The sequence below is a fragment of the Chitinophaga qingshengii genome (assembly GCF_014529935.1).
GTDB classification, from domain to species: domain Bacteria; phylum Bacteroidota; class Bacteroidia; order Chitinophagales; family Chitinophagaceae; genus Chitinophaga; species Chitinophaga qingshengii.
In genome coordinates this window covers 384,752-403,990 of sequence record NZ_JACVFC010000003.1, presented here as the reverse complement: position 1 = coordinate 403,990, position 19,239 = coordinate 384,752, and the positions used below count along the sequence as shown (strand labels likewise).

The window sequence follows — 19,239 nt, the reverse complement described above, 5'->3', positions numbered from 1 at the left end:
CGATGCAGGATTTTTTAGTGATCATCCGGGGAGAAGAAAGAGGCCCCGATTCCCCGCAGGAAATGCAGCAACACCTGCAAAACTGGCAACGCTGGCTGCATGAGCTGATGGATGCCGGTCATTATATCGGCGGACAAAACCTGGAAACGGATGGACTGACCGTGCTCAGCAACCATACCATCACCGACAGACCGCTGGCCGAAGGTAAGGAACTGGTAGCCGGTTACCTCGTGATACGGGCCGCTAACGCCGCCGCTGTAGCAGAACTGATGAAAGGTTGTCCCAGTCTCCCCTACGGCTGTACGCTGGAAATACGCGGCATCAGACAGCTTCATTGATCATGAATGATTCTTCCCACATCGATCAAACAGTCCATCATCTTTTCAGACAGGCGTCCGGAAAGATGGTGGCTGTATTGGTAAAAATATTCGGCCCGGAAAACTACACCCTCGCGGAAGATGTGGTACAGGACGCGCTGCTAAGCGGACTGGAAACCTGGAAATTCAACGGTATTCCAAACAACCCGGAAGCATGGCAGTACCGCGTAGCGAAGAACAAAGCCATTGATATTATCCGTAGAAAAAAGCACCAGCACCATATTGACTTTTCCAGTGTTGAATCACTCCCTATTGAGCCTGCTACTCTCGATCAGTACTGGCAGGAAGAAAGTATACAGGATGATTTCCTGGGGATGATGTTTGCCTGTTGTCACCCGGATATTTCTCCCGAAAACCAGGTCACCTTTATCCTCAAATCCTTGTGTGGTTTCAGTACCCGGGAAGTAGCCCGTGCCTTCCTCACTTCCGAAGACACTATTTCCAAAAGAATATACCGCACCAAAGAATTTTTCAGGGCGCATCATATCCGGCCGCAGATTCCGCCGCCAGCGCAACTTCCTATCCGGCTGGACGCCGTGCTCAACAGTCTTTATCTTTTATTCAACGAAGGTTACAGCGCTACGCAGCACGAACAACTGATACGGCAGGACATCATCGACCAGGCCATGTACCTGTGCCAGTCGCTGCTCAACCACGAACATACCCGGCAGCCGCGCACAGCGGCACTCATGGCATTGTTCTGTTTTCATGCCGCACGTATTCACAGCAGGTTGCACCGGGATGGTACCATTATTCCGCTATCGCAGCAGGACCGCCAACAGTGGAACACCGCCATGATAGCCGTGGGCAATAACTGGCTCAACAAAGCCGCTGACGGCGCCAGTTTCTCGTCCTTTCACCTGGAGGCCGCCATTGCCTATGAACATTGCATAGCCCCTTCCTATGCGGCCACCAACTGGAAAAGGATACTTGCTTACTACAACGCCCTGCTGCAACTCACCAAAGATCCGGTGATACTGCTCAACCGCAGCGTGGCGCTGCTGGAATATGCCGGCCCGCCGGCGGCATTGCAATCGTTACAGGTGCTGGAGAACCACCGGCAGCTCAACCGCTACTACCTCTACCATGCCGTAGTCGGGGAAATCTACAAACGGATGGGGCAAAAAGATAAGGCAGTAGCCTGTTTTGAGCAGGCCCGGCAGCTTACCACCGCACAGCAGGAACAGGCATTCCTCAGCGCTAAAATCGCCGATACCTGATCCAGGTCACCGTCAGCAGCCGCCAATTCGTTAACTTGCCATATGACGTTGACGGAAGCTATGATCACGGCATGCCGCCGCTATTGTAAGACACATTACACCCGGTGGATAAGTCGCTACACGAAAGAGCGTACCGGCGCCGGTTATCCCGTATACGCCTATACGGAACAGGATTACAATTTATTTCCCCGCTACCAGCTGCTGGCCGCCATTTTGGGAGAAGTAGAAAAACAGGTAGGCCAACCGTTTTCCTCCCTGGATGCCTGCCGGGATACGCTTATACAAATTGGCCGCACTGCCCAGTCCCTGTTCACCGCTATCGATCACCCGGTCGCCATCGCCGCTATGCAAGAGGAAAGAACACAATTCATACAATACCTGCAAAGCCTGACGCCGGAAATATTGATGCAGGTGGTGCCGCTGCCTTATCGCAGACGGCTAAACGAAGAAGAAAGCCGGAGGGTCCGGCAGCAGTTACAAACACGTTGGCATTACGACGGCGGTTATTGGGACCCTATCACGAACAGCAGTCCCTGGAACACCTTATTCATTGCACAATCTGCATTAACAGAAACAGACCGCCACGCTATCTGTGACTATATCTGTCAACACGCAACGCCCCATCTTTTTGAGATCACGGAAGAAAATATTGATGCGGAGATTAGCTGCAAAGAAGTGGATACACTGTGTTATGAAACCGTGTATTGCGATGAGCACTATAACTGGTTGTTATACGGTTCGCACGAATCTACGCTCACCTTTGCGGGAGACCAGCTGCTGGCGTTTGTGCGCCGGTTATTTACAGGAAGAGAAGCATTATTAAACCAATGGCCCTAACCATTTGGTTATTTTTTTATTTTGATATTTTTTTATTGAGAGGATACCCTTCCAATAAAAAAATATCAAAATAAAAAAATATCAAAATTAATTCAGTCCGCCGGGTTGTTGCCGCAGGCTTTTAGCGATAGCCAGTTCGGTCGCATAACCGCTGGCCATAGCTGCCGGGAGTTGTATGCCTTTGGGCGCCGGCCAGGGCAACTTAGCCATCGGCCAGTTACAGTTCTGTACGAACTGCTCGTAAGCTACCGTTCTTTCGTTGGACACTTCATAGGCATTGCTCCAGAAAGCGTTACCCAGGCGGTAGTTATGATTAAAGTCTTCGAAGTTGTCAAATAATTCAAACACATAACTGGCCGCCTGCAGCATATCTTTCCAGGCTTCGTCTGCCGTGATATGTCCGGCCATATAGGCATCACGGGCGATCACGATTACGCGCCAGCATTCATATCCCCAGATCAGTTTAGGCGGGCGTCCGTTGGGCCGGTGTTCAAGGCAGGATAACACATAAGATTCCGGTAAACCGGTTAGTGCCGCCAGGCGCTGACTGACCGCATTGTCTCCATTTTGCACGGACAGCACCGTAGCGAAAGATTCCGCATGATATCCTTTCGTCAGCAGTTGCTGAATGACTTTCCGGTAGTTTTCCGGCGTGAGAATGCCCCAGCTCTGGTCCAGTCCTTTTTTATAGACGTTGGCATCCATCAGTCTCAGCGAATGATATTTTCCGGTGCCCTGAAAAGCCGCCAGTGGGTAATATTCCAGCGTTTCGTTCCAGAAACCGGACTGGTAGATGTCTACCAGGTGCAGGCGCAGCGCCTGTCTTTTATCTTCGCTTAGCCAGGTAGCGCCGCTGGTCTGATAATAGCGGCGTTGTTCACGGATAGGCAAGCGGCAGATGTATCGTGCCAGCAGAGCAAAAATACCCAGCAATGCCACGAAACCGAGTACCAGGTTCCACTGTGCAGCAGTAGGCGCCGTTTGTTCACGCAGCAATTTTTGGATCAATACCACCAGGAAAAAAACACCGATGAGTGCAAAGGAGGCGGTAAGAACGGCGAGGCCGTACGCCAGTGGCAGGGAGTGCTTAAATTTTTCAAAATATTTCCATTTGGCACGAACGGGAAAATTCAGCTCATTCGGGTGATTCTGTAACAACGGGTTCATTATATACGACTATTTCAAGCTACGAAAGTACAACAACTTTTAGGCATTTAAATACGGCGCTATCGTCCCTGGTTAAATTCCTTTCATTGCCATGAGAACCCGCAAGGCCCTCTCCAACGCACCTGGCGGGTAGACAGCCCCCAAATAAAAAGCCGCTTTCCTGTAAGAAAACGGCTTTTTGTGCAACTAATAAATAAGCTATCAATGCATCGGCGTGTCACCCACAGGAGCAGCACCTTTGATTACACTGGCCAATTCAGGGTTCTCTCTTTTTTCACGGGTCAGCACTTTGTATGTGATGATAACGCTCAGCATCATGCATACCGCTCCGATAAGGAAGTGCATGCCCGGGAAATAAACCGGTGCTTTGGCGGAGGTGAAGTATGCAAAGGTGCCATTCATAATCAGCGGTCCTACTACGGTGGTAAGGCTCATCAGACTGGTGAGGGCTCCTTGCAGTTCCCCTTGCTGGTTAGGTGGTACATGACCGGAAATCACAGACTGCAGGGAGGGTCCGCAGATACCGCCCAGGCAGTAAGGAATCAGGAAGGCGAACATCATCCAACCCTGTGTAGCGAAGGCAAAAAGTGCCAGGCCGAGGGCGTAAAGCGATAAGCCCAGGTAGATGCTTTTTTCATTCCCGATTTTTGGGTTGATAACCCTGGTTAACCCGGCCTGTACGCCGCCTACCAGTACGCCCACCACGGCGAGGGAAATACCCACCATTTTCTCGCTCCAGCCGAAACGGTAAATGGTAAAGAAGTTCCAGTTACCATTTACGGCCTGGCTACCCAGATAAATCAGGAAAAAGCTCAGTGCCAATCCGCCGATTTCAGGGTGACGGGTCAGGAATTTCAGGGAGCCGAATGGGTTGGCCCGTTTCCAGTCAAACGGCCGCCGGTTGTCTTTGCTCAGCGATTCAGGGAGCAGGAAATAACCGTACAGGCAGTTCAGCAGGCAGAGCACTGCTGCGGCATAAAACGGCGCCCGGATACCCCAGGTGGCCAACAGGCCGCCCAGCGCAGGACCCAGCACGAAACCGAGACCAAAGGCAGCACCAATCAAACCGAAATTCTTGGCCTTGCTGGTTTCGTCCGTGCTCACATCTGCGATGTAAGCAGTGGCGGTGGTAAAGCTGGCGCCGGTAATACCGGCAATCACACGTCCCACAAACAACCAGCCATAAGCCGGCGCCAGGGCCAGGATGATATAGTCGATACCGAAGCCCAGCAGGGAAAGCAACAGCACCGGCCGTCGGCCAAAACGGTCGCTCAGATTGCCCACTACCGGAGCAAATAAAAACTGTGTAATGGCAAAAACAGATAATAACAACGCGCCGTAGGTACTGGCTTCATTGACAGGGATGTGCTTCAGCTGGGCAATCAGATCAGCCATCACCGGAATGATCAGCCCCCAACCCATCACATCAATCAATAAAGTGATAAAAATAAAGCTGATGGCAGCTTTTTTGGAAGTGGTATGCATAGTAGTAGTCAATTGCTAAATCAGGACGTTTTCAAAAAAAACGGGGAACAAAAATACATAGTGGATACGGAAAAAGACGATACATTAACTCATTCCGCGGTTTGATGTGTTATGCTTTTTTCATGGCTTCTTTTGTTTAATCAGGTTGTTAAAGGTACAACCATTCCCCTTGCCCGAAAGCAGATTCCGGCTAAAATACCCGCACCTGCCGGTAAAAACCCTTATTTAGCCGGTGAAAACTGCTGACAGTGTTTTATCAGCCTGTTAGCCGTTGTAACATACAAACTTTAACAATTCAATGATTAATCATTAATGACTAATCATTAAATTTGATAAAAATTGACAGACTATGAAACGTTTTGAGAACAAAGTAGTGCTGATCACCGGTGGCAACTCCGGCATCGGCAAGGCATCCGCCATACTGGCGGCCCGTGAAGGCGCTAACGTCATGATTGCCGACCTGCGGCTCAATCAACAAACACTGGACGAAATACAACAGGAAGGCACGCAGGCAGCCTTCGTACAATGTGATGTATCCAAAGCGGAAGACATGGAAAAAGCAGTAACTGCTACGGTGGAGAAATTTGGTCGACTCGATGTGGCACTTAACAACGCCGGTATCGTAGACGCCTCCCCCATCCATGAGAAAAGTATCGAAGAATGGCTGAAAGTCACCAGCGTAAACCTGAATGGTGTTTTCTACGGTATGAAATATGAAATTGCACAAATGCGCAAACAAGGCGCCGGCGGCGCTATCGTTAACATCGGCTCTATCATGAGCCAGGTGGGCGAAATCGGCATCGCGGCATATGCCGCTTCCAAACACGGCCTCGTAGGAATGACTAAAGTAGCCGCCTTGGAAAACGGCACGGCTAATATCCGCATCAACACCATCGGACCCGGCTATATCGAAACACCGCTCCTGATGGACAATGCATCTTCAGAAAGCCGCACCTACATGGAAGCTAAACACGCCATGAAACGCCTCGGCAAACCGGAAGAAATAGCAAAAGCATTCCTCTTCCTCGCCTCCGACGACGCCAGCTTCTGCACCGGCGCCTACCTGCCGGTAGATGGCGGATATCTCTGCCAATAAACAACTTTTTGTAGTTTTAGGCTATGAAAAACATGGAAATACCTGTCCGGAGAAAACTGGGACTCAACCTTCTCCGGACTTTCAACTGGTCGTACGACCAGTCACAGCTGTTTTTTGCCAACTATGAGCTGACTTCCCAGCAATACAACGTGCTCAAAATACTCCACAACGCTGCGCATCCCCTCTCTACCTCTGAAATACTGGAACAGATGGAAGAAAAAAACGCCGGCGTATCCCGGCTGGTAGACAGGCTCGTACTTAAAGGTTTCGTGCATAAAAAAGCCCATACGGAAGATAAACGCCTGGTGGCGATCAGCATCACCGCAACAGGACTGGAACGCGTGAAAAAAGTAGACCGCAACCTCGATAAGCTGGACAACGTATATGCCGCACTCTCCGATCAGGAAGTAACACAACTGAATAAACTCCTGGAAAAAATACGCACTACCGCACCATAGGCCGGCCGGCGCTGCAAATACGGTTACCATCCACCAGCACCCGCGGCGCTACCGCATCAGAATGCGGGTCAATGGTCACGGTCTGACCCGGAACATCCATCACCCGTACTTCTTTACAGTTACCACTCCAGTCCAGGGTAAAAAACACCTGCTTTCCATCTGCCGACCAGCTGGGGTACCACTCCTTCACGTCGCTGCTGGTCAGCTGCCTGATACCGCTGCCGTCCATATTCATCGCCCAGATATGGTAGTTGCTGGTAAATAGTACCGCAGCGCCGTCAGGACTCACGTCCAGCTGGCCGGGTACATCGGGGAACTGGTTGACCGCCGCCAAACGGGAAGCACTGCTTAACTGCTGATTGCTCAGGTAAAAACCTCCGGGTGCGGTCAGGATCATCCGGCCGTCCGGTAGCCAGGCATAGTCTGACACATCTTCAAAACCAGCCACCTGCTGCCCGTTACGGGTAAATACAGCCATAAACTTCCGGGGATACGTACTGGCTGGCTGCCAGATAACAGCGATCTTACTTTTGTCCGGCGAAAAACGCGGAATACCATTCACATACTGGCGTACCTGGAAGGAACCGGTCACCTGCCCGCTGGTATTGTATAATTTAAACGTCACCTGGTCGGAGGACAGGCTTTCTTCATAAGCCACAATTTCACTGCCGTCCCGGCTTACGTCGAACCGCTCCTGGTGCGACATGCTGCCGATGTCAATCAATCGTTGCTGCTGTCCGCCGCGCAGATCCAGCTTCATAAAACCGGTGAAAGATGCGTAATAAAGCGTCCCCTGGGCTTTTCCTCCGGCAGCGCCGCCGTTTTTGTCTTTGGAACAGGCCATTAGTGAAACCAGTACACACAGTCTGATCAATGAAAGAATGGTCGTTTTCATGATGGTAATATTTGAAGGGTTAACAGCCGAAAGGAGCTGCTTCACAAAGGTCTGCTACCAAACATCGCGGGGCAATTCACAGATGTACGGATTTTCATCTCCCTGATTTTATGGAATTCTTTCGCCGTATATCCACCCTCCCCGGTATATTTGTATTATTGCCCTCAATCTCCCGGTCATGAAAAACGTCCTACTTCCGGCGATACTGTTTTTATGGTTAACCAATCCTGTCTACAGCCAGGGCAGCGACAGTTCACTACGCAGCCGTACTGATACCGGTCGTACCAGCATTCTTTTACAACTGGCGGAAACCAGTTCCCGCGCGGGAGCCGGTGACAGCGCCCTGCACTATGCCAAAGAAGCGGTAACCGTCAGCCGGCGGAGCGGCAACCGCCTGTACCAGTCCAGGGCCAACGCCATGCAAGGCACTATTTTTATGCGTGCCAACCACCTGGATGATGCCATTCGTAGTTTTGAAACCGCCCGGCAACTTCTGGAAAATGATACCAGTCTACCTGCCCGAAAAGCCAGGGCCAAAGCCACCGGCAACCTTTCCGTCGCCCTGGGCAGAAAAGGGCTGCCCGACCGGGAACTATCCCTGCTCACTTCCCTGGTACCGGAGTTTGAAGCATTGCACGACTCCGCCGCCCTGGCGGTCTGCCTGCACAATATCTCCTCCAAACTGATCAACATCGGGCGTTACGAACAGGGCTACCGTTATATGTTGCGTAACATCGCCGTAGCGGAAAAAAGCAATGCCCCGGAAAATACCGCCGGCTCCTACATTGATATGACTTCCCTCCTGTACAAGATGGATAGCATTGCAGCCATGCCGGCCTATCTTCATAAGGCTCGGCAGCTGCTCGATCAGCTTCCCAACGCAAAACAATGGGGAACCTACTACATTTATGCAGCCATGCACGCCAGCGCCACCGGGCATTACAGCATGGCGGATTCATTGCTGGCACAGGCACGCCAGGTCATCGACAAGTTCAACGACCGGCCCAACCTGTTTAATTATTACACCGCCCTGTTACAACAACAGAAAACGCAACAACAATGGAAAGCCGCGCTGACTACCGCTGCTACGCTCAGGCATATGGGAGAAGAAGATCATCTGCCCTATTTTCAGCTCAGCGGACTAAAAGACATGGCCGAACTGGAAGACAAGCTGGGACATGCTGTGCAGGCCCTGACCCTGTATAAACAGTACCAGCCGCTGAAGGACAGTCTGCGCCAGCAGGAAATGGATCTGCGTATCAACGACCTGGAAATTCAACACCGCACCCTGGAACAGGAGAAAAAAATTCTGGCCTTGCAGGCTACGGGAGCGGCACAGGAAAAAACGCTGCAACAGGCCCGCAACAGGCAGCTGCTGCTCGGCAGCATGGCCGGCCTCGTGTTACTGGCTATCCTCTTTGTCATTTTTTATTATCGCAATAAAAGAAAAATCATCCGGCAGGAACTGGAGCAGATACGGCAACAGCAAAGGATTACGTCCTATAGCGCCATGCTGGAAGGACAGGAACAGGAAAGATTACGCCTCGCGCGGGACCTGCACGATGGACTGGGCGGCATGCTCACCGCCTTAAAAATTCAACTGGACCAGATCACTACCCGCCCATCGGCAGCAGCAGTGGCTACTTCAGCCAGGCGGCTGGAAACTGCCATTGCAGACCTGCGGCAGATTTCCAGGAACATGATGCCGGAAACCCTTTTACGTTATGGTCTCACCGAAGCGCTGCGCGACTTCTTTGAAACCGTGCGCCATTCCGGCTGCCAGGTCAGGTTTCATCAGGATGGACTGGAACACATCTCCCATCCTACTACCCAACTGATGATATACCGGATCATCCAGGAGTTGGCTACCAACGTGGTACGGCATGCACATGCAACGGAAATGCTGGTACAGCTGACATTGGAAAATGGACTCCTGCTGATGACAGTGGAAGACAACGGCGCCGGTTTCGATACCGCCGCAGGATACAACGGGGCAGGACTCACCAATGTACGGGCCCGCGTGGATTATCTCAATGGTAAAACAGAAATCATCTCCCGGAAAGGCGCCGGAACGGTGATCAACATAGAATGCAGACCATGATCGATATACTGATTGCAGACGACCATCCGCTGATTACGGAAGGATTACGTTCTTTCCTGCGCAGCAGGGAAGATTTTTGTATTGCCGGCACCGCCGCCAATGCAGCACAAACCATGACCATGATACAGGAAATACCCGCTACTGTACTGCTACTGGATGTAAACCTCCCGGATGGAAACGGCGTAGATTTATGCAGCCGTATCCGGAAAGCAGCGCCGGACCTGCGTATTCTCGGACTGAGCAACTACAGCGAAAGAAGTGTGATACTGCGCATGTTGAACAACGGCGCATCTGGTTACCTGCTGAAAAGCGCGCCCATGGAGGAACTGGAGAAAGCCATCCAGGTAGTGGCAGCAGGAGGTATCTACTTCGGCGAAGGCGTGCAACAGGTCATTACCGGGCTGGCAGCCGATGCTCTGACAGCCATCCCTCCCATTACCCGCCGCGAAAAAGAGGTGCTGCAATGGCTTGCACAGGGACTTTCATCGCCGCAGATCGGAGAAAAGATTTTTATCAGTGCAGTAACCGTAGACAGTCATCGCCGCAGCCTGATGCAGAAACTGAAAGTCAACAATACCGTATCCCTGCTCAACAAAGCCAGGGAATGGGGACTGATATAAGTCCCCTATTCTCTTTTACCGGTGAAATAGGCGTAGATAGACATCGCATGACCATGCCCCAGCTCATATTCCTCTTTGAGCCAGGCCACAATATCGCCCGCTTTTACACCAGCCTTTAATTTACCCTTTTCTACCAGCCCTTTCTTTTCGGCCAGTTTTTGAAGGTCCTCCGGTGATTTACCGGTTTTCTTCTGCACATTGTCCAGATAAGCTTGAAATGACATGCTCTAGTTATTTTGCGGGTAAGTGTAATTCAACATCCATTTAATACCGAATCTGTCTTCGCACATGCCAAACAGCGCTCCGAAGAAGGTTTTGTTTACAGGCGCCTCTACTTTGCCTCCGGCAGATAATACCTCGAACAACTGCTCCACTTCCTGTTCTGAATCCGCATTGATCACCAGGTGAATATTGTTACCCAAATGCAGCTGATGTTCCATCGATTCCAGGAAATCGGTAGCCATCAATATGTTGCCGCTTTTGGTCGTTAAGGCCATGTGCATGATTTTGTTTTGTTCATGGGCAGGCATCTTTTCGTTGCCAGGCAGGTCGCTAAAACGGGTACAGGCCGTAATTTCACCGCCAAATACGGATTTATAAAAATTCATGGCTTCTTCCGTATTGCCCATGAAATTAAAGTAGGTGGTAATTGCTTGCATGATTTTCTTTTTAGAATGATGTAAAGGTAATAACAACGGCCCTTTCATGTAAAGGGCGAATACGGCAACTTTAGGTGGGTAAATGCGTCATTTGTTCGTATTATCTTTGGGCATGGTCCGTATTTACATTCTCACCGTTCGCAACGCCCTGGTGGCGTCCATTGCAGATTGCCAGCATTTGTTCAGCATGGTTAATGATTTTCTGGCCGAAAAGGGCCAGGCGCCGGCATTTGAGATAAAGCTGGCAGGCATCACCCAAGAGGTACGTTACCAGAACGGCATGATCAACATCCGGCCGGACGTTCTACTACCAGACGTTACAGATGCTGATCTGATTATTATCCCCGCACTCACCGGCGATCTGAATACGGCGGTGATGCTGAACCGCGAATACACATTATGGGCGGCCGCCCAATACAAGGAAGGCGCTGAAGTAGCCAGTCTGGGCTCCGGCGTATTCCTGCTGGCCTTTTCGGGACTACTGAAAGGCCGGCAATGCACTACGCACTGGCATTGTGCCAATGAACTGAAATTTTATTACCCAGCCATTGAAGTGGTAGATGAACGGATGATCACCGATCAACAGGGACTATATTCCAGCGGAGGAGGTAATGCCTATTGGAACCTGCTGCTGCACCTGGTAGAAAAATATACCAGCAGGGAGATGGCCATTTATACAGCGAAATATTTTGCGGTGGACCTGGATAAAAACATTCAATCTCCCTTTATCGTTTTCCATGGGCTGAAAGACCATGATGATGAGACCATCAAAGAGGCACAAGGTTATATAGAAAAACAATTCAGGGAAAAATTAACAGTCGATGAACTGGCCCGCCGGTTTAATATGAGTCGCCGTACCTTTGAAAGACGTTTTAAAAAAGCGACCCGTCATACGGTGGCAGAGTACATGCAGCATGTAAAGATTGAAGGCGCTAAAACCCAACTGGAGATTGGCCGCCGCTCTATCCAGGAAGTGATGACCTACACCGGTTATACCGATACACAAACCTTCCGGGAAGTGTTCCGGCGTATTACCGGTATGACGCCGGTAGAGTATAGAAATAAATATTCCCGGCAATTACCGGACTAAAAAAAAGCTGTCCCTAAAAGGAACAGCTTCTCTCTATTTGAAGGCAAGTTAGGAAGATTAGTACAAAGTAAATTCTACTCTTCTGTTTTGCTGACGGCCTTCAGCAGTTTTGTTGTCTGCGATAGGCTGCGTAGAGCCGTAACCGGTAGCTTCGATACGGGAAGCGTTAGCGCCTTTGGATACCAGGTAAGATCTGATAGCTTCTGCGCGGGCTTTGGACAAACGCATGTTGGTAGCGGCAGAACCGGTATTGTCGGTATGACCGGCCAGTTTCAGGCTGAAGTTTTTCTCAACCAGCAGGTTGGCAACTTTATCGAGGCTGGAGAAGGAAGTAGGACGGATAGTAGATTTACCCAGGTCAAATTCCAGGTTGTCGATCGCGTCTTTTACTACTTTTCTATCTGCTTCAGTAACGATTACTTTTTCTTTTACTACCTGTACTGGTTTAGGCAGCGGGCAACCAGCACCGTCTACCGGTGTATTGGCAGGTGTGTTCGGGCATTTGTCCAGGTAATCCGGAACGCCGTCGCCGTCAGAATCTTTTTTCATATCAGCGATTTCACCTTTCAGCTCACTGATAGCAGACTGATTACGGGCATCGCTTTCAGCCAGTGAATTCTTCAGTGCAGCGTTTTTACTCCACAGATCTTCTGCCAGTACAGCAGCAGGATTTACAACTGCCAGCTGTGGTTTTCTTTTCTTGCCGAGGGCAAATTCAAGACCCAGTTTCGCAGTGGAGAATTTATCCTTGTTACCGCTATTAACACCGTCAAACACTTTACTGTCAACGAAGTTCACGTTGTAGGCCAGGTCGATGTTTACACCGGGAGCTACTACAAATTTAGCACCCACTCCTACCGGGATATACAGCTCGTGGTGAGTGGCTTTTCCACTTTTATTCATCACTGCAGTTTCAGTACCATCTGCTGCAGTCACTGTTGGCTTGAAGGCAATAGCACCCGCACCGGCAGACACGTAAGGAATCACATAGCTTTGTTTGTTGATCCAGTTGATAGATCCCAGGCTCAGTACACCACTCAGGGATGTTGACCATTCGATATCCGTTTTGAAAGACTTGATACCACCCGGTGTTGCTACACCGTTTATATCCGTCAACGTTTGCGCCGCTTTGGTAGCGCCTTTCACCTGTCCGCGCATGAAGTCTGCCTGCAGGCCAAAGTTGTGGAAGATTTGTTTTTTCACATACGCACCATATACAACACCAACATTCTTAAAGTCGAAATTATTGAAGTAATAAGGGCCACCAAACGGACCTAATGCTGCAGAACCACCGCCCCACGCACCAATAGACCAGGTGCGATAATCTTTTACGCCAGTAAAGGGAACAACTCGATTTGTTTTCAGGGTATCCTGGTTCTGTGCAAAAGCGGCAGTTCCAGTCAATGCGAGTACAGATGAAGTCACCATGAGAGACTTCCCAAGTTTGGTAAACATGTTCATAAAACCTTTGATTTGGGTTAAATTAAATTTCTATTCTATCTATAACATACTATCGTTGTGTCTATACTGTTATATTTGATAGAACTGGCTGGCTATTTGCAAAGCCTGTGCCAAAAGTTTTAACAAGGGTTTACCAAACTAACTCAAACGCTTTACTGTAGCGGGTTAAAAATTATTCTTCGGGAAAACTGATACCATAGTATAACTGTATCTGTTCCTTGTAAAGTGCGCCGGTATTGCGTAGCAGTGCGCGTTCCCACCAAAATTCCCCTACCCTGCCTTCCCTTGTCAGCGCGCGAAAATCCGTATCCGTTTCATACACGGCCTCAACAAAGGCTTTAAATTCAGGATAGATCGCCATTTCAGCGTTCGTTAATATTTTTTCTATTGTACTTCTGAACAAAACTCCCTGATCAAAATCAAAAACAGAACCAGTATAAACACCCTCGCAACCTTGCACGAAACTTTTCCAGTGATCCGCGATGGCCTCCGGTGTAACCTCTCCTGAATATTCCCAGCCGGTTTGTTGCCATATCTTTTTAAACTGATGGAGATAAATATCGTTCATACGTTGCATTTAGTATTTTTATCAGGTAAAGGTACATGAATAAACGACAACAGAAAGCCCTTTACATCCGTGGATGTAAAGGGCTTTTAATTCATTTCAGGCAAAAAACTTATTTAAGGTTTACCAGGCTTTTCACCACCTTACCTTTTTCATCCAGCACGTTAATAACCGGGTTACCTTGTTTGTCTACCAGGATTTTGATCCTTGGTTTTTCATCCGGGCCGTTAATCACAAGACCGGCATTGCCGTCTTCCGTAGTAAGTGCGATCCTGGAAATATTCATGCCCGGTTTGCCACTGGTATCTTTATCGTTGATCAAAAGACCAGCGGTGTAGGTATTGGAAGTTTTTCCATCTTTTACGATCATACCTAAAGCATCAGCATTACTGTAGTCGAAGGCCAATGCCCGTATATTAGCTTCCTTCATATCCGTAATGGCTAATCCGCCGCATTCGTCGCCTTTTTCATCCAGAAACAACAGGCCAGCCGGGCTGATGGCACGTTTGTAGGTTTTTCCGTTGATGACAGGCGGCGGCATTTTGTCTTTGTTGGAGATGATCAGCACGGGCTTGCCCTTCTCATCGACAATGTTGATTTTTTTAACATCAATTTCCTCGAACGATTCTTTCATGTTTTTAAATGCCATGAGCATCATGGCGAGTGCGACGGTAGTAATGCTGGAATAAACCAGCAGAAACTTACTGGAAACACGAGATTTCATAACTTGTAAACTTTGTGAGATAATGGTGAACTGAAATTCAGAATATTGGCATTAATAACGTACGGGCATATACGAACCTACATCTTTTTGGGGTATAAAACAAAAAAGGCCTGTGCAATGCACAGGCCTTTTAATGCTTCTTTTATGTTCAGGCTTCCGTGGTACAGGAAGTCATTTCTTTTTTGTTGGGCATGGGTTGCAGACCGAGATTTTGCAGCATCTGCATATCTTCCGATACACCGGGATTAGGCGTTACCAGCAAGGTTTGCCTTTCTCCGGTGAAGATAGAATTGGCGCCCGCCATAAAACACCAGGCTTGTTCAGATTCTGTCATTTCAATACGGCCGGCTGTCAAACGCACGGTGGATGCCGGCATCACAATTCTGGCGGTAGCAATCATACGAACCATATCCCAGGCATCTACTTTCGGATTGTTTTCCAGTGGGGTACCTTTTACCCGAGCCAGTGCATTGATAGGCACAGACTCCGGATGTTTGGGCATGGTAGCCAGTGTCAGCAACATAGACATGCGGTCGCGGTGGGTTTCACCCAGACCGATGATACCGCCGGAGCACACGGTGATACCCGCTTTACGGACGTTATTGATGGTATTGATACGGTTGTCGAAATTGCGGGTGGAGATAATCTCTTTATAGTATTGTTCTGATGTATCGAGGTTGTGGTTATAGGCATGTAAACCGGCTTCCTGCAAGCGTATGGCCTGTTCTTCCGTGAGCATGCCCAGGGTGCAGCACACTTCCAGTCCTAGGTCGTTGACGCCTTTCACCATGTCAATTACACGATCAAAGTCGCGGTTGTCTCTTACTTCTCTCCAGGCGGCCGCCATACAGAAACGGGTAGAGCCGTTATCTTTCGCTTTCTGTGCGTGCGCAATCACCGTTTCGGTGGGTAACAGGGCCTGTACTTTGATATCGGTATGATACCGGGCTGCTTGTCCGCAGTAGGAACAATCTTCCGGGCATCCGCCTGTTTTGATGGATAAAAGGGTACACACCTGTACTTCCCGGGGAGAGTGGTACTGACGGTGAATGGTAGCTGCCTGAAAAACCAGGTCCAGTACCGGCTGGTCGTAGATGGCCTGGATCTCTTCCAGTGTCCAGTTGTTTCTGATAGCTGTTGATGTCATGCTTCCTGATTAAATTTAAGTACGTTATAGTAAGTGTCTTTATGCGGCGTATTGTGCCAGTTCCTGCCCGATGGCTGCCAGCCAGGTATCGAACAGTTGTTGTTCCAGTGTTTGAACATGTTGGGCATGTGTTTCCCAATCAGGGGCAAAACCTTTCAGTTGGTTGATCATTTCTTCCAGGTGCCCTTCTTCTTCCAGGATAATGGAGCGTACCATTACCTTGCTGCCGGCTTTGTCCAGCTCCGACTGGTATACCGGATACAGCGCGTCTGCCCGTACTTCAATGGCATAGGTCACAAAGAGGTAGGCCGCATATTTAAGCTGACTGCCTTCGAGTCCAAAAGTATTTTTCAGGTAGCGGCAGGTCTGTGTATCCAGCTGGTGCAGGTAATGCCGTGTGTGGTGCGGCGCCAGCAGTTCGTGCAGCTGGTAGGTTTTACAGGTATCTGCGCTTACTTTCGCAATTTGTTTTTTCAGGTAATAGGCGTGGCGATGTTCTTCCGCCGCGTGTTTCAACTGTATAAAATCCACCAGGGAAGGGTGTTCACAGGCAGATATCTTCCTGGCGCCGGCATTCTCCATGAAAGAGAGCGTGTTAAGCCATTTGGCATGCAGGTCGTTGTGCCCGACGATATGTTGTAGTAATGCTTGCATATGTCATTGGTTTCCGGTCAAAAGTAACCGCTTACCGGATGATTCAACTGGGCCAGTTTTCACATAAAAGCTAGTCCGGCTAACCGGACACTCTGGCAAACAAGACTCACAGTCCGCTTCAACATCTGCTTAAAACTATATATCACCTATATAAATATTATAAAAATATTACTATAACTTATTCAGGGAGAAATAAAATAACTTGCCGGACCATTTCAATAAAATAATTTCAAATAAATGAGTAGTCCGGTTCCGTTTAAAAGTTTTGTACAGATAGATCGCCAGTCGGCCACCGCTATTTACCTGCAGATCGCCCATCAGCTAATCAATGCTATCCAGCGGGGCTACCTGGTAACCGGCACCAAACTACCCGGCACCCGGCAATTCAGCGAATTACTGGAGGTGAACCGGAACACCATCGTGGCCGTATACGAAGAACTGGATGCGCAGGGATGGATCGAAACCCGGCCTAATAAAGGCACCTTTATTATCGGGAAAATAGACGGCCGCCCGCAGAAAATACGGACCGCTCCTGATACCCTGCTGGCGCCATATCCGAAAGAGACCGGCTTCTCTTTCCGCAAATCCAGTCTGCTCGATAACCCGTTTGAACACTCCTCCTGCGATTATGTGTTTAACGACGGCACGCCCGATATCCGCCTCACCCAGGTAAGCCACTTGTCCAGCCTGTATAGCGGGCATCTGAAACGTAAAAGCAACCATCGCCGGCTGGGCTACTATAACCAGGATGGCAGCGAGTTTTTCAAAAAACACCTGTCCAATTACCTGAACCAGTCCCGCGGACTGCATATATCCAAAGACAATATTCTCATCACCCGCAGTACTGAGATGAGTGTATACATCACCTCCGAAATTCTGCTGTCCCCTGGAGATACTGTACTGGTAGGGTCGCTGAGCTACTTCTCCGTCAATATGATTTTCCAGAAATCAGGCGCCCGCATCCTGTCTGTCCCCATAGACGATGAAGGCATTGATGTAGACGCGGTACGCCGTATCTGTGAACGGCAGCGTATCCGTATGCTGTATATCACACCACATCACCACTACCCCACTACCGTTACCCTTAGCGCCGAGCGTCGTATAGCCCTGCTGCACCTGGCATCGGAATTTGGGTTTATTATCCTCGAAGATGATTACGACTACGATTTCCATTATGACAACAGCCCGGTACTCCCGCTCGCCAGCGCCGATACCAACGGCATGGTCGTGTATACCGGCGCCTTCGGCAAATCCCTGGCACCCGGCTTCCGTACCGGCTTTATCATTGCACCCGAAAACCTGATGGTGGAAATGCGCAAACACCTCGGTATCATCGACCGGCAGGGCGATGTACTCATGGAACAGGTACTCGGCGAAATGATTGAATCCGGAGAAATTCACCGGTATCTGAAAAAATCGTTGAAAGTATACCGCGAACGCCGCGATCATATAGTAGACGTGATGCACCAGGAACTACAGGATTTTATCGACCTGCGTAAACCCGCCGGTGGCCTGGCGGTATGGACCCGCTGGAAACAACCCATCAACCTGATGCAGCTGGGGAAAGCCTGCGCACGCAACAACCTGTTTATTCCTAAAACATTGTTGTATCAGCATAAAGCGCTGACCGCTATGCGGCTGGGGTTTGGACATTTTACACAGGAAGAGGCGGCGGAGAGTGTAAGGATATTGAAACAGGGAGTACTGGAGGTCATGGGCAAACGTTGACGGATATACGTTATGTTATATCCATTTTTTTAATAGAGAAAAGACGGCAATAATACTCTCCGGCATTCCATGTTGCCAACAATATATCATCAGGAAAATAACGATCAAAATCAATAAAGCCCATCGAAGCCACAGATCCCATAAGGCATACCTGGCCACGTCTTTCGGCGCTCCGTCAAAACTCCGGCGCCCCGACCGGTAGCTGCTTTTCCGTTGCCGTCTTACAGAACCCGGCTCATTTGGAATATTGTCTTCCATAATCACTGCTTTTTAGTGTGATGATGTTTCGTCTAAATACTCGTCCCATAGTTCTGCAATGCTTTGTCCTTTACTTGTGATAAAGAAAACAGGTCCACGCACAAAATCATTATTATGCCCCAGTTCTTTCAACAGCAGCCGCGCCAGACCACTCATGGAATAACGGCCACTTTGCCATTTCAACTCTCCTTTTGACAACGTAATTTCATATTTAGGATATTGATTCCCCCGGTAATCCCGGAAAATCAGCTTCTCACCTTCCTTTAATTTACCAGAACGGATCAATTGAGGGAGATTAGTTTTTTTCTTTTTAGACTTTTCAGTCAGATAATCAGGATTAGTTTCCGCTATCATTAGCCCTTCCCCTTTCTCATCGCTACCAGTTAATCCCAGTAATCGTTTTAACGTATCGCATGGTGTCTCTACATATGCTATCGCATTTACCTGAAGGTACCGATAAAGTTCCTGATCAATTTGTATACTTACCATATCAATAATTTTCACCAAAGTTAATTATTATTCCAATAAGAATAACAATTCTTCATTAATTAGTGTAATTATTTTCAAAGACGACAAATAAAATATTGATAATCAATAACTCTAACATTATAATTAGAGTGATAAATATAAAGAAGCGTGGGTTTTAAAACCACAGTCATAAGCTACCACGAGAATATTAACCGGCAGCCCATTATCC

The 19,239-nt window shown here is 49.0% G+C and carries 21 protein-coding genes; 9 read left to right on the top strand and 12 right to left on the bottom strand.

What is annotated here, in order from left to right:
- Positions 1–2 precede the first annotated feature (2 nt).
- The 3 genes from ICL07_RS21400 to ICL07_RS21390 are packed head-to-tail and all read left to right on the top strand — an operon-like array spanning position 3 to position 2,434.
- On the top strand, positions 3–338 hold the full coding sequence (locus ICL07_RS21400) for a YciI family protein (RefSeq protein ID WP_188090086.1): 336 nt from the start codon (positions 3–5) through the stop codon (positions 336–338).
- A 2-nt stretch (positions 339–340) separates the two neighbouring features.
- Complete coding sequence (locus ICL07_RS21395) at positions 341–1,597, top strand: RNA polymerase sigma factor (RefSeq protein ID WP_188090085.1); 1,257 nt, start codon at positions 341–343, stop codon at positions 1,595–1,597.
- Positions 1,598–1,639: 42 nt separating this feature from the next.
- Positions 1,640–2,434 (top strand): hypothetical protein, encoded by a 795-nt coding sequence (locus tag ICL07_RS21390; RefSeq protein ID WP_188090084.1) that lies wholly within the window; start codon positions 1,640–1,642, stop codon positions 2,432–2,434.
- Positions 2,435–2,521: 87 nt separating this feature from the next.
- Here the strand turns inward: ICL07_RS21390 and ICL07_RS21385 are convergent, their stop codons facing one another.
- Together ICL07_RS21385 and ICL07_RS21380 are read right to left on the bottom strand one after the other, a co-directional pair.
- Positions 2,522–3,601, bottom strand: coding sequence for a DUF1266 domain-containing protein (locus ICL07_RS21385; protein WP_188090083.1), 1,080 nt, complete (start codon positions 3,599–3,601; stop codon positions 2,522–2,524).
- A gap of 201 nt (positions 3,602–3,802) precedes the next feature.
- The gene (locus ICL07_RS21380; protein ID WP_188090082.1) at positions 3,803–5,086 is read right to left on the bottom strand and encodes a TCR/Tet family MFS transporter; all 1,284 of its coding nucleotides are present in this window, start codon (positions 5,084–5,086) and stop codon (positions 3,803–3,805) included.
- Positions 5,087–5,435: 349 nt separating this feature from the next.
- Between ICL07_RS21380 and ICL07_RS21375 the strand changes: the two genes are divergently transcribed.
- Both ICL07_RS21375 and ICL07_RS21370 read left to right on the top strand, forming a co-directional pair.
- Positions 5,436–6,182, top strand: a complete 747-nt coding sequence (locus tag ICL07_RS21375) for an SDR family NAD(P)-dependent oxidoreductase (RefSeq protein ID WP_188090081.1) — start codon at positions 5,436–5,438, stop codon at positions 6,180–6,182.
- Positions 6,183–6,214: 32 nt separating this feature from the next.
- Complete coding sequence (locus tag ICL07_RS21370; protein WP_188090080.1) at positions 6,215–6,640, top strand: MarR family winged helix-turn-helix transcriptional regulator; 426 nt, start codon at positions 6,215–6,217, stop codon at positions 6,638–6,640.
- Here ICL07_RS21370 and ICL07_RS21365 read toward each other — a convergent pair.
- Entirely contained in the window at positions 6,627–7,535 is a 909-nt protein-coding gene (locus ICL07_RS21365) for a TolB family protein (RefSeq protein ID WP_188090079.1), read from the bottom strand. The two genes, ICL07_RS21370 and ICL07_RS21365, sit on opposite strands and share 14 nt — an antisense overlap.
- A 178-nt stretch (positions 7,536–7,713) precedes the next feature.
- Here ICL07_RS21365 and ICL07_RS21360 point away from each other — a divergent pair, with 178 nt between their 5' ends.
- Together ICL07_RS21360 and ICL07_RS21355 are read left to right on the top strand one after the other, a co-directional pair.
- Positions 7,714–9,636: a sensor histidine kinase gene (locus tag ICL07_RS21360; RefSeq protein WP_188090078.1), complete on the top strand. Its 1,923-nt coding sequence runs from the start codon at positions 7,714–7,716 to the stop codon at positions 9,634–9,636.
- Positions 9,633–10,256 carry a response regulator gene (locus tag ICL07_RS21355; RefSeq protein ID WP_188090077.1) on the top strand — a complete coding sequence of 208 codons (624 nt, stop codon included), beginning with the start codon at positions 9,633–9,635 and terminating at the stop codon, positions 10,254–10,256. Before ICL07_RS21360 ends, ICL07_RS21355 begins: the two co-directional genes overlap by 4 nt.
- Before the next feature lie 5 nt (positions 10,257–10,261).
- Here ICL07_RS21355 and ICL07_RS21350 read toward each other — a convergent pair whose 3' ends face one another.
- Positions 10,262–10,480 carry a DUF4287 domain-containing protein gene (locus ICL07_RS21350; RefSeq protein WP_188090076.1) on the bottom strand — a complete coding sequence of 73 codons (219 nt, stop codon included), beginning with the start codon at positions 10,478–10,480 and terminating at the stop codon, positions 10,262–10,264.
- 3 nt (positions 10,481–10,483) lie between these two features.
- Positions 10,484–10,915, bottom strand: a complete 432-nt coding sequence (locus ICL07_RS21345) for a VOC family protein (RefSeq protein WP_188090075.1) — start codon at positions 10,913–10,915, stop codon at positions 10,484–10,486.
- An 82-nt stretch (positions 10,916–10,997) separates the two neighbouring features.
- Between ICL07_RS21345 and ICL07_RS21340 the strand changes: the two genes are divergently transcribed.
- Positions 10,998–12,005, top strand: coding sequence for a GlxA family transcriptional regulator (locus ICL07_RS21340; RefSeq protein ID WP_246485129.1), 1,008 nt, complete (start codon positions 10,998–11,000; stop codon positions 12,003–12,005).
- A 57-nt stretch (positions 12,006–12,062) separates the two neighbouring features.
- On the opposite strand, the gene ICL07_RS21335 is transcribed toward ICL07_RS21340, so the two are convergent.
- The 5 genes from ICL07_RS21335 to ICL07_RS21315 all read right to left on the bottom strand — a co-directional run bounded on the left by ICL07_RS21335 (position 12,063) and on the right by ICL07_RS21315 (position 16,556).
- Positions 12,063–13,466: an OmpA family protein gene (locus ICL07_RS21335; protein ID WP_223152055.1), complete on the bottom strand. Its 1,404-nt coding sequence runs from the start codon at positions 13,464–13,466 to the stop codon at positions 12,063–12,065.
- A 172-nt stretch (positions 13,467–13,638) separates the two neighbouring features.
- The gene (locus ICL07_RS21330) at positions 13,639–14,034 is read right to left on the bottom strand and encodes a hypothetical protein (protein WP_188090073.1); all 396 of its coding nucleotides are present in this window, start codon (positions 14,032–14,034) and stop codon (positions 13,639–13,641) included.
- Between the two features lie 109 nt (positions 14,035–14,143).
- Complete coding sequence (locus ICL07_RS21325) at positions 14,144–14,755, bottom strand: hypothetical protein (RefSeq protein WP_188090072.1); 612 nt, start codon at positions 14,753–14,755, stop codon at positions 14,144–14,146.
- A 148-nt stretch (positions 14,756–14,903) separates the two neighbouring features.
- Positions 14,904–15,902, bottom strand: coding sequence for a biotin synthase BioB (bioB, locus tag ICL07_RS21320; protein WP_188090071.1), 999 nt, complete (start codon positions 15,900–15,902; stop codon positions 14,904–14,906).
- A 39-nt stretch (positions 15,903–15,941) separates the two neighbouring features.
- Positions 15,942–16,556 (bottom strand): hypothetical protein, encoded by a 615-nt coding sequence (locus tag ICL07_RS21315; protein ID WP_188090070.1) that lies wholly within the window; start codon positions 16,554–16,556, stop codon positions 15,942–15,944.
- A gap of 237 nt (positions 16,557–16,793) precedes the next feature.
- Between ICL07_RS21315 and ICL07_RS21310 the strand changes: the two genes are divergently transcribed.
- Entirely contained in the window at positions 16,794–18,284 is a 1,491-nt protein-coding gene (locus ICL07_RS21310) for an aminotransferase-like domain-containing protein (protein WP_188090069.1), read from the top strand.
- Positions 18,285–18,299: 15 nt separating this feature from the next.
- Here ICL07_RS21310 and ICL07_RS21305 read toward each other — a convergent pair whose 3' ends face one another.
- Both ICL07_RS21305 and ICL07_RS21300 read right to left on the bottom strand, forming a co-directional pair.
- On the bottom strand, positions 18,300–18,542 hold the full coding sequence (locus tag ICL07_RS21305) for a hypothetical protein (protein ID WP_188090068.1): 243 nt from the start codon (positions 18,540–18,542) through the stop codon (positions 18,300–18,302).
- 12 nt (positions 18,543–18,554) lie between these two features.
- Entirely contained in the window at positions 18,555–19,031 is a 477-nt protein-coding gene (locus ICL07_RS21300; protein ID WP_188090067.1) for a hypothetical protein, read from the bottom strand.
- Positions 19,032–19,239 lie beyond the last annotated feature (208 nt).

Bases quoted from the DNA above. Each gene is read 5' to 3' on its own strand.
- ICL07_RS21400 (WP_188090086.1), top strand. From the start codon at position 3: ATGCAGGATTTTTTAGTGATCATCCGGGGAGAAGAAAGAGGCCCCGAT.
- ICL07_RS21395 (WP_188090085.1), top strand. From the start codon at position 341: ATGAATGATTCTTCCCACATCGATCAAACAGTCCATCATCTTTTCAGA.
- ICL07_RS21390 (WP_188090084.1), top strand. From the start codon at position 1,640: ATGACGTTGACGGAAGCTATGATCACGGCATGCCGCCGCTATTGTAAG.
- ICL07_RS21385 (WP_188090083.1), bottom strand. From the start codon at position 3,601: ATGAACCCGTTGTTACAGAATCACCCGAATGAGCTGAATTTTCCCGTT.
- ICL07_RS21380 (WP_188090082.1), bottom strand. From the start codon at position 5,086: ATGCATACCACTTCCAAAAAAGCTGCCATCAGCTTTATTTTTATCACT.
- ICL07_RS21375 (WP_188090081.1), top strand. From the start codon at position 5,436: ATGAAACGTTTTGAGAACAAAGTAGTGCTGATCACCGGTGGCAACTCC.
- ICL07_RS21370 (WP_188090080.1), top strand. From the start codon at position 6,215: ATGGAAATACCTGTCCGGAGAAAACTGGGACTCAACCTTCTCCGGACT.
- ICL07_RS21365 (WP_188090079.1), bottom strand. From the start codon at position 7,535: ATGAAAACGACCATTCTTTCATTGATCAGACTGTGTGTACTGGTTTCA.
- ICL07_RS21360 (WP_188090078.1), top strand. From the start codon at position 7,714: ATGAAAAACGTCCTACTTCCGGCGATACTGTTTTTATGGTTAACCAAT.
- ICL07_RS21355 (WP_188090077.1), top strand. From the start codon at position 9,633: ATGATCGATATACTGATTGCAGACGACCATCCGCTGATTACGGAAGGA.
- ICL07_RS21350 (WP_188090076.1), bottom strand. From the start codon at position 10,480: ATGTCATTTCAAGCTTATCTGGACAATGTGCAGAAGAAAACCGGTAAA.
- ICL07_RS21345 (WP_188090075.1), bottom strand. From the start codon at position 10,915: ATGCAAGCAATTACCACCTACTTTAATTTCATGGGCAATACGGAAGAA.
- ICL07_RS21340 (WP_246485129.1), top strand. From the start codon at position 10,998: ATGCGTCATTTGTTCGTATTATCTTTGGGCATGGTCCGTATTTACATT.
- ICL07_RS21335 (WP_223152055.1), bottom strand. From the start codon at position 13,466: ATGAACATGTTTACCAAACTTGGGAAGTCTCTCATGGTGACTTCATCT.
- ICL07_RS21330 (WP_188090073.1), bottom strand. From the start codon at position 14,034: ATGAACGATATTTATCTCCATCAGTTTAAAAAGATATGGCAACAAACC.
- ICL07_RS21325 (WP_188090072.1), bottom strand. From the start codon at position 14,755: ATGAAATCTCGTGTTTCCAGTAAGTTTCTGCTGGTTTATTCCAGCATT.
- bioB (WP_188090071.1), bottom strand. From the start codon at position 15,902: ATGACATCAACAGCTATCAGAAACAACTGGACACTGGAAGAGATCCAG.
- ICL07_RS21315 (WP_188090070.1), bottom strand. From the start codon at position 16,556: ATGCAAGCATTACTACAACATATCGTCGGGCACAACGACCTGCATGCC.
- ICL07_RS21310 (WP_188090069.1), top strand. From the start codon at position 16,794: ATGAGTAGTCCGGTTCCGTTTAAAAGTTTTGTACAGATAGATCGCCAG.
- ICL07_RS21305 (WP_188090068.1), bottom strand. From the start codon at position 18,542: ATGGAAGACAATATTCCAAATGAGCCGGGTTCTGTAAGACGGCAACGG.
- ICL07_RS21300 (WP_188090067.1), bottom strand. From the start codon at position 19,031: ATGGTAAGTATACAAATTGATCAGGAACTTTATCGGTACCTTCAGGTA.